The following is a 15,635-nucleotide window of genomic DNA, read 5'->3' as shown; positions in this document are numbered from 1 at the left end:
AAGACCTGGACGGCAAGGGCGATCATGCGCGCCGCCGCCGGTCGAACGAGGCATGCGAATAGACCAAGCACCAAGATCGCCGAGATGACCCTTCGGGCGGTGGCCGCCCGCCAGTGCCCGTAACCGCCGCTTGAAGGCGCGATGCGGTGGCAAAGAGGAAAGCCTCGAAGGCGGGAAATATTGTTGCCAGATCCCTCGTTCCTGCATTTGTGCTTCGCGCTGCCGGGTCTCTGCGGTTTCCCATCTTCGTCGCGGCGAGCAACAAGCGGGTTGGGCTATTTCTCGCAAAGACGCCGAGCGCCATAATAGGGTTGGTAGGTACAGTCGGAAGCGCGGAACGAACGATAACTGCGGGAGCAGGCCGTGATGTTGCAGGACGGTGCGGCGTTCTCTTCGCTTGTCATCATTCCTGTATCCGGATCGATCTGCGGAGCAGGCTCAGCCATCGCCGCGTGCATGAATTCCCGCCAGATGCGAGCCGGAAGTGCGCCTCCGGTGACACCCTTCATCGGCGCGTCATCGTCGTTCCCGACCCAGACTCCGGCGACCAAGGCGTCCGTGAAGCCGACGAACCAGGCGTCACGGTTGTCCTGACTGGTACCTGTCTTGCCGGCCGCAAACATGCCGGGATCGGCGTCGCGGCCAGTCCCACGCTCAACGACCAACTGCAGTAACGCAAGAAGGTCCGGCTGATACGGAGAGAGATCAATAGCCGCAGGCACTTGCGCACCCACGCGGAAGCCTCTGGGTTGGCCAGATGCCTGAAATTCGATAATACCCCACGGCTCGACGGGCGCCTTTCCAAGGCGAACCGATGCGTAGGCGCCGGTCAAATCGAGCAAACTCACCTCCGAAGCACCAAGCGACAAGGCAGGCGCCGTCGTCAGGGCCGCGTTTATGCCGAGCTCCTTGGCTGCCGCGGCGACACTGTCCAGTCCCACCTCCTGGGCAAGGGCTGCGGTGGCGGCATTCAACGAGCGAGCAAAAGCCTCCGCCAGCGTAACCCAACCGCGGTAACCACCCCCGGAATTTTGGGGCGACCATCCGTTTATCTCGATAGGGCCGTCGAGGACCTGATCCGATAGAGAAAGCCCCTTTTTCAACGCAGCATAGTACACGAACAACTTGAATGTGGAGCCTGGCTGACGCATCGCCGTGACGGCACGGTTGAACTGGCTGGTCTTGTAGTCGTGTCCGCCGACCATTGCGACAACCGCGCCATCGGGCGTCATGGCGACCAGCGCCGCCTGCGATGCGCCGCGAGCCTTTCCCTCTTCATCGAGTGCCTGTCTCACCACCCGTTCGGCGATTTCCTGCAGGCGCGGTACCAACGTCGTGCGCACTGTCGTCGAGCCGGGAGAGGAACCCGCGATCTCGCTCGCTTGTGGCGAAACCCAATCGGCGAACCAGCTGCCGGAGCGCGGCGTCGGTGTCGTCGGGTGCAGTTCGGCGAATTCATTCTTGGCGGCGTCGGCTTCTTGCGGGGTAAGCTTGCCGTTGGCGGCCATCGCGTCGAGCACTGTTGCCGTGCGTTGGCGTGCACCCTCGAAATTGTCGATCGGGTTCAACTGGCTCGGAGCCTTCAGCAGACCTGCCAGCATCGCCGATTCTGGAATATCGAGCGCACCGATATCCTTGTTGAAATAGATCCGTGCCGCTGCCGGCATTCCCGTAGCGCCGGAACCGAGGTAGACCGAATTCAGGTACCGCGTCAGGATCTCCTGCTTGCCGAGCTTCCATTCCAGCCAGAACGCGATCACCAGTTCCTGGATCTTTCGCTTCAGCGTTCGGTCGCTTTCGAGATACTGCAGTTTGATCAACTGCTGCGTGATCGTGCTTCCCCCCTGGACGACCGAGCCTGCCTCAAAGTTCCGTACTAGCGCGCGCGCAATGCCTTTCAGGTCGATGCCGTGGTGATCCATAAACCGGCGGTCCTCGATTGAAAGCACTGCATCCACGAGGTGAGGGGGGAATTGTTCGTACCCTGCATAGGGTCCCTGATAGGGCCCCTGCCGGACAAGAGGTTCGCCGTCCGCCGTTTCCAATACAATGACGGGCTTCATGGAACCATCGGCAATCTCTTGCCACGGCACATCCTTCAACGCCCAAGTCAGAACGCCGGCCACGATCAGCAAGCCGAGCAAAGGAGCGAGCGCGACGAGCCCTTTCCATGACCGCAGTTTCAGTGGACGGGCCTGCTTTATGCCGGTCAGTCCGGCTCGAATGGCTGCCGTGCGGGAGCGCGCTTTGGAAGAAAGCGATGCAAAAGCAGCAGATACCCGCCGAAACTTCTCATTTGGCGTTCGAGTGCCAGACGTCTGTTGTCTTTTCTTGATGGTTGCGATGCCCTTTCTCATCCAGAACGGGCTGCTTCGCAAAACCGCACGGAGATCATGACGGAGGGCGGCCATCAGGTCACGAACGGCTCGTGCGCTTTGAGCAAAAGGCGAGGAAGGGTTCACAGCCTCTTTGGATTGTTCCAGCGGTGATGAAGATCCGGATGCTCCCTCGTGAGCCCCGGTTTCTCCTTCAGCGCCTTCAGCTGGAAATCTTTCGCTCTGCGGCAGCTGCGCAGATTCGGCGGCGGTGCGATCACCAGTCTGATTTGAGCTGCCGGTTTGTTTTGAGGTGTCTGCGGTGCTTGCCATTTCTTACCGGCTGGTTGTTTTGAAGCAATTAGCGCGCAATGGAGCGGAGGAAAGACGACATTGGCACTGCTCTCCCAAGTCTCTTCGAATAGAGGCCCAGTCCTGAAAATTGATGCGGGAAATGTTCTCACATCCGAAGCCAGCCTTTTCATGGCAACGCAATACCAAGTCAACAGCGCGCGTGAGCGGCGTTCGCCCCGTCTGGCGTCGGCATCCGGTATGGCCATAGCGCATGGTGCGCATCTGCTCGAACGTCGAACCATCTCCACCAGCTCGTCCGGCTTCATCGCGAAAGACTAGTGGCAGAAGCTGACGGATGGTACCAAACGCCAGAGGACCGATCCGGTGGCCGACATCTCCCATGCGACGTGACCATTCCTCTGGAGAAGAGTAGACTACAGCCCGACCGCAGCGCTCTTGGGCAGCGCATCGGGCGCTGCATACCTTAGCGAACCAGGGAGGGCTATATGGGAACGGCTGCACCGAGCGTAGCCATCCGCGCGCTGGCCGAGACCGATCTGCCGGAAGCCGAAAGAATTTTCCGGCTGGCCTTTGGCACCTTCTTGGGAGCACCCGAACCAGAGACGTTCTGGTCCGACCGCGACTATGTACGCGGCCGCTGGCAGGCGCCCTACGTCGCCGCCTTCGCCGCGGAGGTGGGCGGTGAACTGGTGGGCTCCAACTTCGCAACCCGCTGGGGCAGCGTCGGCTTCTTCGGACCGTTGACGATCCGCCCCGACCTTTGGGACCGGGGCATCGGCGCGCGGCTCGTCGAGGCCGTCACGGCGAGCTTCGATGAATGGGGCACGCGGCATGCAGGCCTGTTCACCTTCGCCCAGAGCGCCAAGCACGTGGGCCTGTACCAGAAGTACGGCTACTGGGCTCGTTTCCTCACGGCCATCATGTCGGCGCCGGTCCGTCACAACCAGACCGAGCCGGTGCGCTGGTCGCGGTATTCCGATCTGACAGAGGAGCAGAGAGTGGAATGCCTGAAGTCCTGCCGTGACCTGACCGGCGCCCTTTACGACGGGCTCGACCTGGGGCCGGAAATCCAGGCCGTAGAGGCGCAGGAGCTTGGGGAGACGGTCCTGCTCGGCGATATGGCGGGTGCGGGCTTGGACGGTTTTGCCGTGTGCCACCATGGGCCGCGCAGCGAAGCAGGCGACGGTGCTTGCTTCATCAAGTTCGGGACCGTGCGTCCAGGATCGGCGGCTGGGGAGACCTTCGACAGCTTGCTGCATGCCTGCGAGGCGCTTGCCGTAGCGGAGGGGATGCCCAAGCTGCTGGCCGGGGTGAACATGGCCCGCCACGAGGCGTACCGGCACTTGGTCGGGCGTGGCTTTCGAACCGAAATCCAAGGGGTCACGATGCACAGGCCCAATGAGCCGGGTTACAGTCGCGCCGGCCTCTTCGTGCTCGACGACTGGCGCTAGGGATGGAATCTAACGCTTGGTGCCCACGCCTAACGGCAGCGATGATTTCATCGTGAACCTCGCGGGATCCCCCGGCGTTCAGGCCGGGGAGGAACGCGAGAGCGGCCTTGGGCCGCTTCCCGCTGGGATTTGACATATTCGGCGATCACCGAGAGCGGTGCGCCGCCACAGCTTGCCGCAAAGGAGGACGGCGACCACAAAACGCCGTTGTGGTAGCGCCCGGTGATTTCCGGGCGGCTCTCGCGCAGACGTCGGCTGGATACGCCTTTGAGGCTGTTGACCAGCTTCGACAGGGCGATCTTCGGAGGGTAATGCACCAGCAGGTGAACATGATCGTCCTCGCCGTCGCATTCGATCAATTCGGCCTCGAAGTCGCGACACAGCTTGGCGAAGATGCGCCGCAGGTTCGGATTGCCGGTTCTGACAGAACGTCATGGCGGTATTTCGTGACAAAGACCAAATGACCATGGAGCATGTAGACGACATGCCTGCCGGTGCGATCCACGGTTGCGCTCCTTGGAGCAATTGATAGAATCGTAACATGATCCACCGCGCTTTCCGCTACAAGCGCGCTCCGACCGGCGAACAGGAAGTCCTGTTGCGGCAGTTCGCGGGTGTTGTGCGGCTGGTCTATAATCTGGCGCTGGAGCAGCGCAGGGACTGGTGGCGGCATTACCGGCGGCAGACCGGGAACCGCTTGAACTCCATCGCCCAGGCGCGGGAATTGACCGCACTGCGGGCCGCGTTCGACTGGATTGCCGCCGTGCATGTGACGCCCCAGCAGCAGGCCCTGCGCGATCTGGATAAGGCGTATGCCAACTTCTTCGCGGGGCGCGCAGGATATCCCTCGCGCCCCGCAAGAAGGGCGTGAACGGCGCCTTCCGCTTTCAGGGGCGGGAGATCGAGGTCAAGCGCCTGAACGGCAAGTGGTCCGCCGCGCGCCTTCCCAAGATCGGCTGGGTGAAGTTCCGCGACACGCGGCGCCTGCGTGGCAAGACCATGAATGTGACGGTGAGCCTGGCGGCGAACGGCTGGCACATCGCCTTCGCCTGCGAAATCGACCATGCCGTCCGGCAAAACGATTTGCCCGCCGTGGGGATCGACCGGGGCGTGGCGAACACGCTGACGCTTTCGACCGGGGAGCATTGGTGGATGCCTGCCGGCCTTGCGGAGATCGAGCCCAGGAAGCGCCGGGCCCAGCGCGTTCTGGCGCGGCGCAAGCGCGGGTCGCGCCGCCACGCCAAGGCCCGCCGCCGCGTTGCAGCCTTGCAGGCCCGTGCTGCCCGCATCCGGCAGGATTGGCGGCACAAGGCCAGTCTTGATATCGCCCGTCGCTTCGCAACGGTCGTGCTGGAAGACCTCGCCACGCGCAACATGACGCGCAGCGCCAGGGGAACCGTGGACGCGCCCGCAACCAACGTCTGCCAGAAGGCGGGCCTGAACCGGGCGATCCTCGAACAAGGCTGGCACGGCTTTGAAACCGTGTTGGCCGACAAGCTCGAAGAACGGGGCGGATACCTGTGCAAGGTCGATCCCCGCCACACCTCGCAGACCTGTTCGGCCTGCGCAGCCGTGGACAGGGAAAGCCGCGAAAGCCAAGCGTCTTTCCGCTGTTGCCAATGCGGCTTGCGCGCCCATGCCGACCACAATGCTGCAATCAACATCCTGCGTCGGAACACGGCGTCTATGATCGTGGAGGAAGGGCAGCCGCTCTCCGTTGAAGCGATAACGATCGGCGGAGCTTCGCGCCCCCTCGGAAATCCCCCGCTCTCAAGCGGGGGAAGATGTTAACCGGATCAGCCGTCCAGGTGAAAGGCTTGGGACGCGCATTGGTTTCAGCGACGTACCGGTTGATGGCCTCCTGAAGATCGACCACCGAACGGAAGACGCCGCGCTTGAGCCGCTGGCGGGTCAGCTTTGCGAAGAAGCCTTTAACGGCATTGAGCCACGAGCAGGATGTCGGGATAAAGTGGAAGGTGAAGCGCTTGTGGCGGTCGAGCCAGGCGCGGACCTTCGAGTGCTTGTGAGCCGCATAGTTGTCGAGGATGACGTGCACGGCTTTATCCACTGGCACCTGGGCTTCAATGGTGTTCAGGAAGCGGATGAACTCCTGATGCCGGTGACGCTGCATGTTGCGCCCAATGACGGTGCCATCGAGCACGTTCGGGGCGGCAAACAGCGTGGTGGTGCCATGGCGCTTGTAGTCGTGCGTCATGGTCCCGAGGCGGACCTTCTTGAGCGGCAGTCCGCAGACTACTAGCTCCCCCAGTCTGGAAGTTCCTTCCGTTCTGTCCAGCCAGATCGTGCCGGCGCCAGGGGTCCCGACCGGACCGGGTTCGGGAGGTTCAGCGTTTAGAGGAGATTGCCTGGGACCAACACGGCGTCGGCGTGACGTCCGTCTTGCGTCAAGGTTGCAGCCGCCCCGGTCATAATCCTTTCTGCCTTTTGCGCCATCTTGCGCTGCGCGTCCTACGGCCTCAGATCAGGCCATATTGTTTCGCCTTATTGCGCAGAAAGGGCAGGCCGTTGCCCATCACCTCTGCTTCGTCCCTGGCGACAGGACGCCAGACTGCGAGACCGTAGGCGACTTCCGCTGGCATGTTGATGAAGCTCTCCATAGCAAGGCCGCCTTTGAACCCAATGGCCGCAAGTGCTGTATATATTTCGTCCCAAGGGACGTTTCCGTAGCCGGGCGTGCCACGGTCGCTTTCAGACAGGTGGATATATTTTAGATGTTCGCGCGCATCGAGGATACCCGTGGCAGCGCCCTTCTCCTCGATGTTCATGTGATAGGTGTCGAGATGCACGAAGATATTGTCAGCGCCGACGCGCTCGATCATCTCGACTGCTTGCCTTCCGGTATTTATCAAATGGTTTTCATAGCGGTTCACTGCCTCGACGCCGAGCTCGATGCTGCGGGACTTGGCGTGCTTGGCGGCGGCCGTCAGCGCGCGGGCGATGTTGTCGTACTCTTTCTCCGTCGGCGGCACGCCAGTGCGCTCGCCAATGCCGCCGAAGATGACGCCGGATAGCGCCAATGCGCCCATGTCGGCCGCTTTGTCGATCGCGACCTTCAGATGCTCGATTGCCGCCTCCGGCCGCACCGACGCCCAGGCGTGCTCGGGCAGCCCGAGCGAGCAGACGGCCGGCAGGCTGTGCTTTTCGAGAAGCGCCCGGGTGTGTGGCGCATCGACGGCGGGTGCGTTGAGGAGCGCAATTTCGATGAAGTCCATCTTGTAGGACACCGCAGCTGCGATCGCCTTTTCGGCGCCTGCCTTGTCCCAGTTCATTGTCCACATGCTGGTATGTACGCCGAAGCCTTGCATCGTCTCATTCCTTTCTGCGCAGAACGGTTCTGAAGTGTCCGGCAAGCCAGCGCAGCATCATGACGCCGACGAGCAGGATACCCCACACGGCCGTCGCCAGATGCTGGTTGGCGCCGAGAAGATTGAGCCCGGACGAAAAGAGCTGAAGTACCACAAGCGCCGCGAAGACCGGGATCACGCGGCCGAAGCCGCCGAAGGGATTTACCCCGCCAAGGAAGCAGGCGAGAACGGTGATGAGCAGGTAGGACTCACCGTGGCCGACGCGCACCGAGTTGAAGCGTGCCAGCATGATGATGCCGGCGACGGCACACATCGCGCCCGACAGCGTATAGACGAGAACGATGACCCTGCGTGTGTTGACCCCGGAATAGCGCGCAGCCTCGATGTTGGAGCCGATCATGTAGGTGTTGAAGCCAAGCCTCGTGCGCGAAAGCAGCACATGCCAGAGCGCGACGCACAGGATGAAGATGAGGAGCGGCACCGGAATGCCCATCACAGAGCCATGGCCGAACGGCCGCAGGAAGGCGGGAAAGCCCGACACGTCCCCGCCGCGGGTCAAGAACTCGCCGAGCCCGCGCAGGAAGATCATCATCGACAGCGAGACAAGGATCGGGTGAGCCTTCGTATAGGCAATGACAAGACCCATGACGACGCCGCTTGCCGCACCTGCTGCAAGCGCAAGCGCCACGCCGAGCAGGAAGGATCCCGGTCCCGCGTCGACGCCGCCGTTGGCCTGCAGCGTCCAAGCCACGGTGAGGCCTGCGATGTTGGCGGTGAAGGTGATCGCGAGGTTGAGCCCTCCCGTCAGGATCGGCAGCAGCATGGCAAGAGTAAGAAGGCCGAGCTCCGGAAGCTGGAAGGCAACGGAACCGAAGGTGGCCCGCGACAGGAACTGCGGCGAAGCGAGGCCGAAGACCACGACCACCAACACGAAGGCGACGACCGATCCCGCGATTTCCGATCCCAGGAGGTGGCGAGTCCGCCGGACAAGCGTCGTCATCTGCGCCTCCGCTCGTTCTTCAGGATAGGAAGCAGCTGCTCGATGCGGGAATTCGAGAGCGTGATCGCGACGAGAATGATGGCGCCAATAATCATCTTAAACGCGAAGGGTGAAACGCCCATCAGGTTGAGGCCGTTCTGGGTGATCGAGATCAGCAGCACGCCGAGCACGCAGCCGAGCACCGAGCCCTTGCCGCCACCGAGGCGGGCGCCGCCGAGCACGGCGGCGGCGAGCACATCCAGCTCGCGGCCGTAGAGCGCATTTGGCACGACTTCCTGGGCATAGTGTGCCTGGATCAATCCGCCAATACCGGCCATGAGCCCCAACCAGCCGAAGGCGATGAACTGCATGGCGCCGATCGAGATTCCGAAGCGGCGCGCGCCCTCGGGATTGTCGCCGAAGGCATAAAGCTGGCGCCCGGTCGTCGTGTGGCGAATCAGGAACCAGGTCGCCGCAACGCAGATTGCCATGACAAGGACCGGAAGGCGGATTTCGGCCCAGCTGCCGTCAGCCATCTCCCGTTCGTAGAGGATGATCCGCTCCGTCCACCAGTCGGGCAGCGTGTAGATCGATACGCCGCGGGTGAAGAACATCAAAAGTCCGAAGTAAATATTGAAGGTGGCGATCGTAACGACGATCGAGATGATCTTGAACCGGTGGATCAGGAAAGCGTTGAAGGCGCCGAGCAGCGTGCCGATGCCGCCGGCGATCAGCAGCCCGCTTGCCCAGCCTCCGCCGCCGACCTGGCCGAGGATGAGGGCGGTCACGTACTGCACGACCGAGGCGGCGACCGCAAAGGAGATGTCTATGCCGCCCGCGATCAATACAACGAGCAGACCGACTGCGAAGATGATGTTGACTGAACTGATGTTCAAAAGGTCGAAGGCATTGCCGAGCGTAAAGAAACGCGGCGTCGCGAAGGAAAGAAAGGCGCCGATCAGAACAATGACGGCGAGCAGGCAGATCTCCGTCGCATGGGTGCGGAAGAGCCTACGCATAGACGGCAGCCTCCATGTCCCTAAGCGATGTCGCGCGCGGATCGTATTCGCCGGCGATCTCGCCCTGTGCCATGTGCAGCACCCGGTCGGCGTTGAAGTAGACCTCGGGCACCTCGTCGGAGATGAGGATGATGGAAAGCCCGCTTTGCGCAAGCCGTGCCACGATGTCGAAGATACCGGCGCGCGCACCGACGTCGACGCCGACCGTAGGTGCGTCGAGGATCAGCAGCTTAGGGTCGGTCGCCAACCATTTTGCGATGGCAATACGCTGCTGGTTGCCGCCCGAGAGAGTCGAGATGGCATCCTGCTGCAGCCCAATCCTTATTGCGAGATCGGCAATCCAGCGTGCCGCAAGACCGTGCTTCTTACGCTCCGAAATGAACCCGTGGGACAGAATCTTGCGCAGGGAGGAAATCACCAGGTTGTCGGCAATCGACTGCGGTTGGATGAGCCCAAGCGACAGGCGGTCTTCGGAGAGATAGGCAATGCCGGCAGCGATCGCGTCCCGATTGGAGGAAAAGCGCACGGGCTTGCCATCAAGCCTGATGGTGCCGCGATCGGGACGGCGCATACCGAAGAGCGTCAGTGCCAGTTCCGTGCGGCCGGCACCCAGCAGGCCGGTGATACCGAGCGTCTCGCCGCGGCGGACGGAAAAGGAGATATTCCTAAACTCACCGCGCCGTGTCAGCCCCTCAACCGCAATGACAGGCGCAGCCCCATCATGCGATTGGGCGCGCAAGGCGTGGTCGAAAATCTTGCCGGTCATGAGTTCGGTGATGCGCGACTGCGTCATGCCTTCGGCCGGATAGACGCCGACGAGCCTGCCGTCGCGCAGCACGGTGATACGGTCCGATATTTCCAGCACCTCGGCCAGTCGGTGGCTGACGAAGACGACGGCGACGCCCGAGGCGGAAAGATTACGGACGATCTCAAGCAGATGGTCGGTTTCTGACTGCGTCAGCGAAGCAGTCGGCTCGTCCATGAAGACGACCTTTGCCTCGCCGACCAAGGCTCGTGCGATCGCCACGATCTGCCGCTGGGCGACAGCGTATTCGCGCAGCGGCAGATCGACGTCGAGGGTAACGCCGAGGCGCGCCAACACGCGTTCGGCGGTCTCGCGCATGGCCTTGTGGTTGACCCTGCGGGGGCGATGGCCGAGCACGGTCTGGAAAGCGATGTTTTCTGCCACCGACATTTCCGGGAAGAGTGCGAGATCCTGCCAGATCACCTGAATGCCGGAGGCTTGCGCCGTGACTGGCGACATATGCGTATAGGGCTGGCCGTCATATTCGATTGCAGCACCGGCCTGCGGGCGATAGACCCCGGTGATGACCTTGATGAGGGTACTCTTGCCGGAGCCGTTTTCGCCGGCGAGGCAATGCACCTCGCCCGGTCGCACCTCGAAGGAGACGTCGCGGAGCGCGCGCACACCGCCGAAGGTCATGTTGATGTTCTTCATCGACAACAGAGGTCGTTGGACGTCTGCGCCAGTTGGAGATTCCATATCGCGCCTGCCGTAGTGGTCCGCCGGCCATGCTCGCAGTCCACCGAGCCAGCCGCAGCCAGCCCGGCGGTCTGGGAGGTGCCTTCGAAAGGTTTAGAGGCCCATGGCCGCGAGTTCGTCGACCGTATCCTTGTTGATGGTCACGAGCTGGTCGACGATAATATCATTTCCGGTCGGATTGATCTTCCCGAGGCCTTCGATCTCGTCACCCGCCTTGATCTCCTCGCCCTTCATGAGCTTGTCCGCGAGTGTCACGAAGACTTCGCCGGCCTGTTTCGGATTCCACATGAATCCGCCGGAAATCGCGTCGGATTTAATGAGTTTCTGGCCCTGGCCCGGTGAGAAGGGGCCGAGTACGAAGATCTCGCCAACCTTGCGACGCTCTTCCACGGCACGGCCGGCGCCGATCGGCCCCTGGCTGCCGAAGGCGAGGAAGCCCTTGAGGTCGGGATTGGCCGAAATCAGGTCGAGCGCGGTCGACCGGCTCTTGTCGGCATCTTCAGCAACACCGTAGCGCTCGCCGACCACTTCCATCTCCGGATATTTCTCTTTGAGATAGGCAATCGCCGCATCGGCCCAGGCATTGTGCAGCGGCACGGTGAGCGAGCCGACGAAGACTGCATATTTGCCCTTGCCGCCCATCTTCTTTGCAAGAAGCTCGGCATGCGCTTCGCCGAATCCGTTTGCCGAGGCGAGTTCGAAATTCCAATCCGCGCCCTTTTGACCGGGTGATTCATGCGTGATGACAATAATGCCGTTTTCTTTGGCCTTGGTGAGAACCGGCTCCAGCACTTTCGCATCGTTGGGCACGACGCCGATCACCTTGACGCCCTGGGCGATGAGATCCTCGATGGCGCGCACCTGCAGCGCCGGGTCGGCGCTGGTCGGGCCAATCATGAAGGCATCGATACCGAGCGCGGCACCCCTCTCTTTAATGCCGGCCTCCATCGCGTTGAACCACGGGATGCCGCCGATCTTGACGACGACACCAACCTTACCGGCCTCCTGCGCCAGGGCGCCGAAAGCGGCCGCCAGCGACAGCGAAGCCGCGAATGCGGCGACAAGCAATTTCCTCATCTTGTTCCTCCTCCATCGTTTCGAGATGGGCACAGGGCCTGCTGAAGACCGCCGGCCTCCCGTTGCAAGTAGCTGGCGAAGAATGTGAATTCCCGCCTCCCTTCGAAGCCGCCTCCTCACGCGGCACTACGTTGCACAATCGATATTTCTCTTTGCACAATCGATAGTGCAAAGACTATCGGTCAGAGTTATACTTTCGTCAAGCGGAAACGCCTTTCGCCGCTTCGAAATCGGCACTAAGGAAAATCCGAGGGTTTTGAATGAAGAACGCCATGAGGAAGAAGGCGACGATCTACGATCTGTCGGTGCTGTCGGGCAGTTCGCCCTCGACAGTCAGCGCCGTGCTGAACGGCACTTGGCGCAAGCGCCGCATCAAGGAAGCGACCGCCGCACTGATCCGTGAGCTTGCAGAGAAGTACCAGTATACTGCAAACCGTCAGGCCCAGGGACTACGCAGTTCCCGGTCCGGCCTGGTGGGTCTGCTGCTGCCGGTCCACGACAACCGCTACTTCTCTTCAATGGCCCAGACTTTTGAGGCGCACGTGCGCAGCAAGGGCCAGTGCCCCATCGTCGTCAGCGCCAGCCGCGATCCCCAGGAAGAGCGCGAAACGGCAGCGACGCTCATTTCCTATTCGATCGATGAGCTCTTCATCTGCGGCGCGACCGATCCAGACGGCGTACACGAGGTCTGCGAAAAAGCAGGGCTGAAGCACATCAACATCGATCTTCCAGGCAGCAAGGTTCCCTCCGTCATCAGCGATAACTACGAGGGCGCGCGGATGCTGACAGAAGCGATCATCCGCCAATTTCCGGCCGATAAGCCCCTTGCACCCGAAGAGCTCTACCTCTTCGGCGGCCGCAACGACCATGCGAGCCACGAGCGCATCCGCGGCTTTCGCGCCGTCAAACGCGACCTGCTCGCAGGCGACCCCGACATTTGCATTCAAACGACGGGCTATTCGCCAAACAACACGCGCCTTGCCTTCGAAGCGTTCTACGAGCGGGAAGGCCGGCTGCCGCGCGCTCTCTTCGTTAATTCGTCCATCAACTTCGAAGGTTTCCTCCGTTTCATGGCTGGTCATCCGCACGAGACCTTCTCCGACATGGTGGTCGGCTGCTACGACTACGATCCCTTCGCCTCTTTCCTGCCCTTTCCCGTGATCATGATAAGGCAGGATATCGAGAGCATGCTGGCAAAGGCGTTTGAGGTCATGGAAGAGCTGCGTCCCGCGCCAACCGTTCACATGATCCGGCCGGAACTCATCAAACCCCGCACGGCGCTGGCCGGCCCTCTCGACGCATTGAAGGACATCGACTGAAAGGGCCTTGGCCTTTGGCGCGCCTACTCGCACGGCAGCGCTCTATCTGAATTTCTGCGACTTCTCGCGATATGCCACCGACGAAAAGACATTGCGGAAGGGCAACCTCTGGGGCTGCAGGTCAATCTTTTGGCCTTTTGCCGTGTCGCAGGCGTCACGACCACCACCGCCTTTGCCGGCGCGCGCCGCAAACCTGCTTTGCCACCTGACGTGTCACTACTGCGCCCGCTCACTTCACCGGGCGCTTTTCTTGCCATGATTGCTTTGCCACGTGGCTGTTCACCATGCCGATCGACAAAACGCACTACGTGAATGCGACCAGCAATAAGAACGCTGCTCCGGCCGCGATCATGCCCACACCCAGCCAGTTCCTCGTCAATCCTAGAAATCGAACCCCTTGGCTTCTAGGTTCCAGTGTCCGCCCGCTAAGGGATGATTGGTGAGGGTCGCTGAGAGGCCGTCGGCCAAGAGCCTCCCGACACAGGAGGAGTATGCCGCATATGATGAAAATAGCGCCAATCGAGATTGTCCACACGGTCTCCTCCTCTTGATCTCGCCTCATAAAGTACCAAACTTCCGTGGGGCATAACTGTTCCTCTTTGCGCTTCCGAGTATCATCACGCTGCCGCCGCTCGAAGCCGACGAAGTCAGGCTGGTGGCAGTCGGCGATTGGCCAACGTCGTGTTGCTTCGCTTGATCAGGAGGATATCAGGGCCGTCGACACCTCACATGCAAGCTGACGGCAAAGCTTGCCCATCCTAACATGGAAAGGCGCCTCTTGAGCTTCAGACCACCACGATCGTTCTCGGATCGGCCGAATTCCGCATTCAGCCCTTTGAGCCCTTTGGAATACGAACTTGCCTCGGAGCGGGCCGATGCACTTGGTCGCCAAGGCCGTAAAGTCGAGGCGGCACTTGCAAAACTTGCCGTCTCGACAAAGAGCGATAATCGCACAGCTGATCGAGAAGGCCTCCTGAATGACGCCGCGGAGGCTGTCTGGGCATTGTTCATTCAGCGGGAGATCTGCGGACTCCGCAACAACTGGGACCTCGTCACACGGTATGGGATTCCCGGCGAAGTGCTTGCGAGGGTCGGGGCCATACGGCGATGAACTCATCAGGCTGGCCTCTATTCGACAGCAAAAGACATGTGCGTTCGCAGCACGCGACCGTCATTGCCGGAAAATTTACAATGTCAGAGAAGCGCGAAGACTAACCATGGGGGGCCACGCAGAACTCGGCTGCAAGAAGTCGTCAATGAAACCACGCAAAGGCGGTACTCGCCATGCCTATACCGGAAGCTTCAGCTGACGTCGCTAAGCGGCTGCCGCCGCGATGTATCGCCACGGCCGCCATTAAATGTTGCGTGCCGCGAGGATCCAGTCTGCCGCAGCAGAGATATCGTCGACCGTTGCAGTTGGCGAAGGCTTAAATCGTGTGTCGTCCCCGCGACGATACTTGCCTGTGCGGACGAGCACTGCTTTGGAAAGTCCGGCCTGCAAGGCACCCGCGACGTCCGTTTCCGCGTCGTCGCCCACCATGACGGCCTTTGCTTTCGGACAATTCATGCTGGCGAGCGCGGACAGGAAGAATTCGGGTGACGGCTTTCCCAGGATAGTGGCACGCCTCTGACTTGCGAACTCCAGCGCCGCGATGAACGCGCCCGCGTCGAGACTGAGTTTGCCGTCAACATCCTGGAACGTCCGGTTTGGCGCGAGCCCCAGGAATTCCGCGCCCGTGACCAGCTCGCGAAATGCGGCATTCAGGGTCTGGTAATCGAAAGCCTCGCCGGCGTCGCCGACAACAAGAGCTTTCTGTGGCCCTCCTGCCAGGTCGTGGAAATCCAGCGCGAGATCGGGATGAACCAATAGGTATGGCGATCGATCGTGCTTATCGAGCCACTCCCGCGCGGCTTGCGCCGGAGTGAAGAGCTCATCGCTTGTGGTGTAAAGTCCAAGTCCTGCAAGTCGCTGCAAGAGCGCCTGCTTGTTCGAGCGTGTCGTATTGCTCACGAACCGGATGAGTAGGCCGGCTTCGCGCAAGCGCGCAACAGCATCGGTAGCGCCCGGTATGACTTCCTCGCCGTCATAGATAACGCCAGCGAGATCCAGAAGTACTCCGCTGATCATGGACGGAGAATGAACGCCGAAGCATCGTGCGTCAAATTTAGGAATTCGGCGGAGATCTTATCGCGAATCCGTGGGCCGCAAGGAACCGGTCTTGTCACTCAACCCACTGACTTTCGCGCCCGACTTCCGCGTCCGCCTCGTGGCCGTCGGTGATATTTGCGGCCTATTTGCGGTGAGAGCAAACCCACAGAATGGCGAGGAT

The 15,635-nt window shown here is 61.3% G+C and carries 14 protein-coding genes and 3 pseudogenes; 7 read left to right on the top strand and 10 right to left on the bottom strand.

What is annotated here, in order from left to right; translation table 11 throughout:
* Nucleotides 1-275: 275 nt before the first annotated feature.
* Nucleotides 276-2,411: a PBP1A family penicillin-binding protein gene (locus QA644_RS27245; RefSeq protein ID WP_283072470.1), complete on the bottom strand. Its 2,136-nt coding sequence runs from the start codon at nt 2,409-2,411 to the stop codon at nt 276-278.
* 297 nt (nt 2,412-2,708) lie between these two features.
* On the opposite strand from QA644_RS27245, the gene QA644_RS27240 reads away from it, so the two are divergent.
* Together QA644_RS27240 and QA644_RS27235 are read left to right on the top strand one after the other, a co-directional pair.
* Nucleotides 2,709-2,948: a hypothetical protein gene (locus QA644_RS27240; protein ID WP_074071937.1), complete on the top strand. Its 240-nt coding sequence runs from the start codon at nt 2,709-2,711 to the stop codon at nt 2,946-2,948.
* A 167-nt stretch (nt 2,949-3,115) separates the two neighbouring features.
* On the top strand, nt 3,116-4,081 hold the full coding sequence (locus QA644_RS27235) for a GNAT family N-acetyltransferase (protein ID WP_283072469.1): 966 nt from the start codon (nt 3,116-3,118) through the stop codon (nt 4,079-4,081).
* A gap of 47 nt (nt 4,082-4,128) precedes the next feature.
* Here QA644_RS27235 and tnpA read toward each other — a convergent pair.
* Nucleotides 4,129-4,556 (bottom strand): annotated as a pseudogene (gene tnpA / locus QA644_RS27230) (IS200/IS605 family transposase).
* A 66-nt stretch (nt 4,557-4,622) separates the two neighbouring features.
* On the opposite strand from tnpA, the gene QA644_RS27225 reads away from it, so the two are divergent.
* Together QA644_RS27225 and QA644_RS27220 are read left to right on the top strand one after the other, a co-directional pair.
* The gene (locus QA644_RS27225) at nt 4,623-4,952 is read left to right on the top strand and encodes a helix-turn-helix domain-containing protein (RefSeq protein WP_283072468.1); all 330 of its coding nucleotides are present in this window, start codon (nt 4,623-4,625) and stop codon (nt 4,950-4,952) included.
* Nucleotides 4,949-5,872, top strand: a complete 924-nt coding sequence (locus tag QA644_RS27220; protein WP_283072467.1) for a transposase — start codon at nt 4,949-4,951, stop codon at nt 5,870-5,872. The genes QA644_RS27225 and QA644_RS27220 overlap by 4 nt, the downstream gene beginning before the upstream one ends.
* Here the strand turns inward: QA644_RS27220 and QA644_RS27215 are convergent.
* From QA644_RS27215 to QA644_RS27190, 6 genes and pseudogenes are all read right to left on the bottom strand, one after another.
* Nucleotides 5,766-6,329, bottom strand: a pseudogene (locus QA644_RS27215) (IS630 family transposase); the annotation flags it as partial. The gene QA644_RS27220 and the pseudogene QA644_RS27215 overlap by 107 nt on opposite strands.
* Before the next feature lie 229 nt (nt 6,330-6,558).
* The gene (locus tag QA644_RS27210) at nt 6,559-7,407 is read right to left on the bottom strand and encodes a sugar phosphate isomerase/epimerase family protein (protein WP_074071935.1); all 849 of its coding nucleotides are present in this window, start codon (nt 7,405-7,407) and stop codon (nt 6,559-6,561) included.
* 4 nt (nt 7,408-7,411) lie between these two features.
* A complete protein-coding gene (locus tag QA644_RS27205) occupies nt 7,412-8,407 on the bottom strand; it encodes an ABC transporter permease (protein ID WP_283073976.1) in 996 nt (331 codons plus the stop codon).
* On the bottom strand, nt 8,404-9,405 hold the full coding sequence (locus QA644_RS27200) for an ABC transporter permease (protein WP_194731131.1): 1,002 nt from the start codon (nt 9,403-9,405) through the stop codon (nt 8,404-8,406). Before QA644_RS27200 ends, QA644_RS27205 begins: the two co-directional genes overlap by 4 nt.
* Nucleotides 9,398-10,909, bottom strand: a complete 1,512-nt coding sequence (locus tag QA644_RS27195; protein ID WP_283073975.1) for a sugar ABC transporter ATP-binding protein — start codon at nt 10,907-10,909, stop codon at nt 9,398-9,400. Before QA644_RS27195 ends, QA644_RS27200 begins: the two co-directional genes overlap by 8 nt.
* Before the next feature lie 93 nt (nt 10,910-11,002).
* Nucleotides 11,003-11,986 carry an autoinducer 2 ABC transporter substrate-binding protein gene (locus QA644_RS27190; protein WP_239600650.1) on the bottom strand — a complete coding sequence of 328 codons (984 nt, stop codon included), beginning with the start codon at nt 11,984-11,986 and terminating at the stop codon, nt 11,003-11,005.
* 260 nt (nt 11,987-12,246) lie between these two features.
* Here QA644_RS27190 and QA644_RS27185 point away from each other — a divergent pair, with 260 nt between their 5' ends.
* A complete protein-coding gene (locus QA644_RS27185; protein WP_283073974.1) occupies nt 12,247-13,305 on the top strand; it encodes a LacI family DNA-binding transcriptional regulator in 1,059 nt (352 codons plus the stop codon).
* A 34-nt stretch (nt 13,306-13,339) separates the two neighbouring features.
* Nucleotides 13,340-13,479 (top strand): annotated as a pseudogene (locus tag QA644_RS27180) (allantoin permease); the annotation flags it as partial.
* A gap of 130 nt (nt 13,480-13,609) precedes the next feature.
* Here QA644_RS27180 and QA644_RS27175 read toward each other — a convergent pair.
* A complete protein-coding gene (locus tag QA644_RS27175) occupies nt 13,610-13,840 on the bottom strand; it encodes a hypothetical protein (RefSeq protein WP_074073078.1) in 231 nt (76 codons plus the stop codon).
* Nucleotides 13,841-14,083: 243 nt separating this feature from the next.
* On the opposite strand from QA644_RS27175, the gene QA644_RS27170 reads away from it, so the two are divergent.
* Entirely contained in the window at nt 14,084-14,416 is a 333-nt protein-coding gene (locus QA644_RS27170) for a DUF6665 family protein (protein WP_349254140.1), read from the top strand.
* A 243-nt stretch (nt 14,417-14,659) separates the two neighbouring features.
* On the opposite strand, the gene QA644_RS27165 is transcribed toward QA644_RS27170, so the two are convergent.
* Nucleotides 14,660-15,433 (bottom strand): TIGR01458 family HAD-type hydrolase, encoded by a 774-nt coding sequence (locus QA644_RS27165; protein ID WP_283073972.1) that lies wholly within the window; start codon nt 15,431-15,433, stop codon nt 14,660-14,662.
* Between the last annotated feature and the right edge of the window lie 202 nt (nt 15,434-15,635).

Source organism: Rhizobium sp. CC1099 (assembly GCF_029714385.1).
Taxonomy (GTDB): domain Bacteria; phylum Pseudomonadota; class Alphaproteobacteria; order Rhizobiales; family Rhizobiaceae; genus Rhizobium.
The sequence above is the reverse complement of the archived record's forward strand: the minus strand, read 5'-3'. Positions and strand labels throughout refer to the sequence as shown.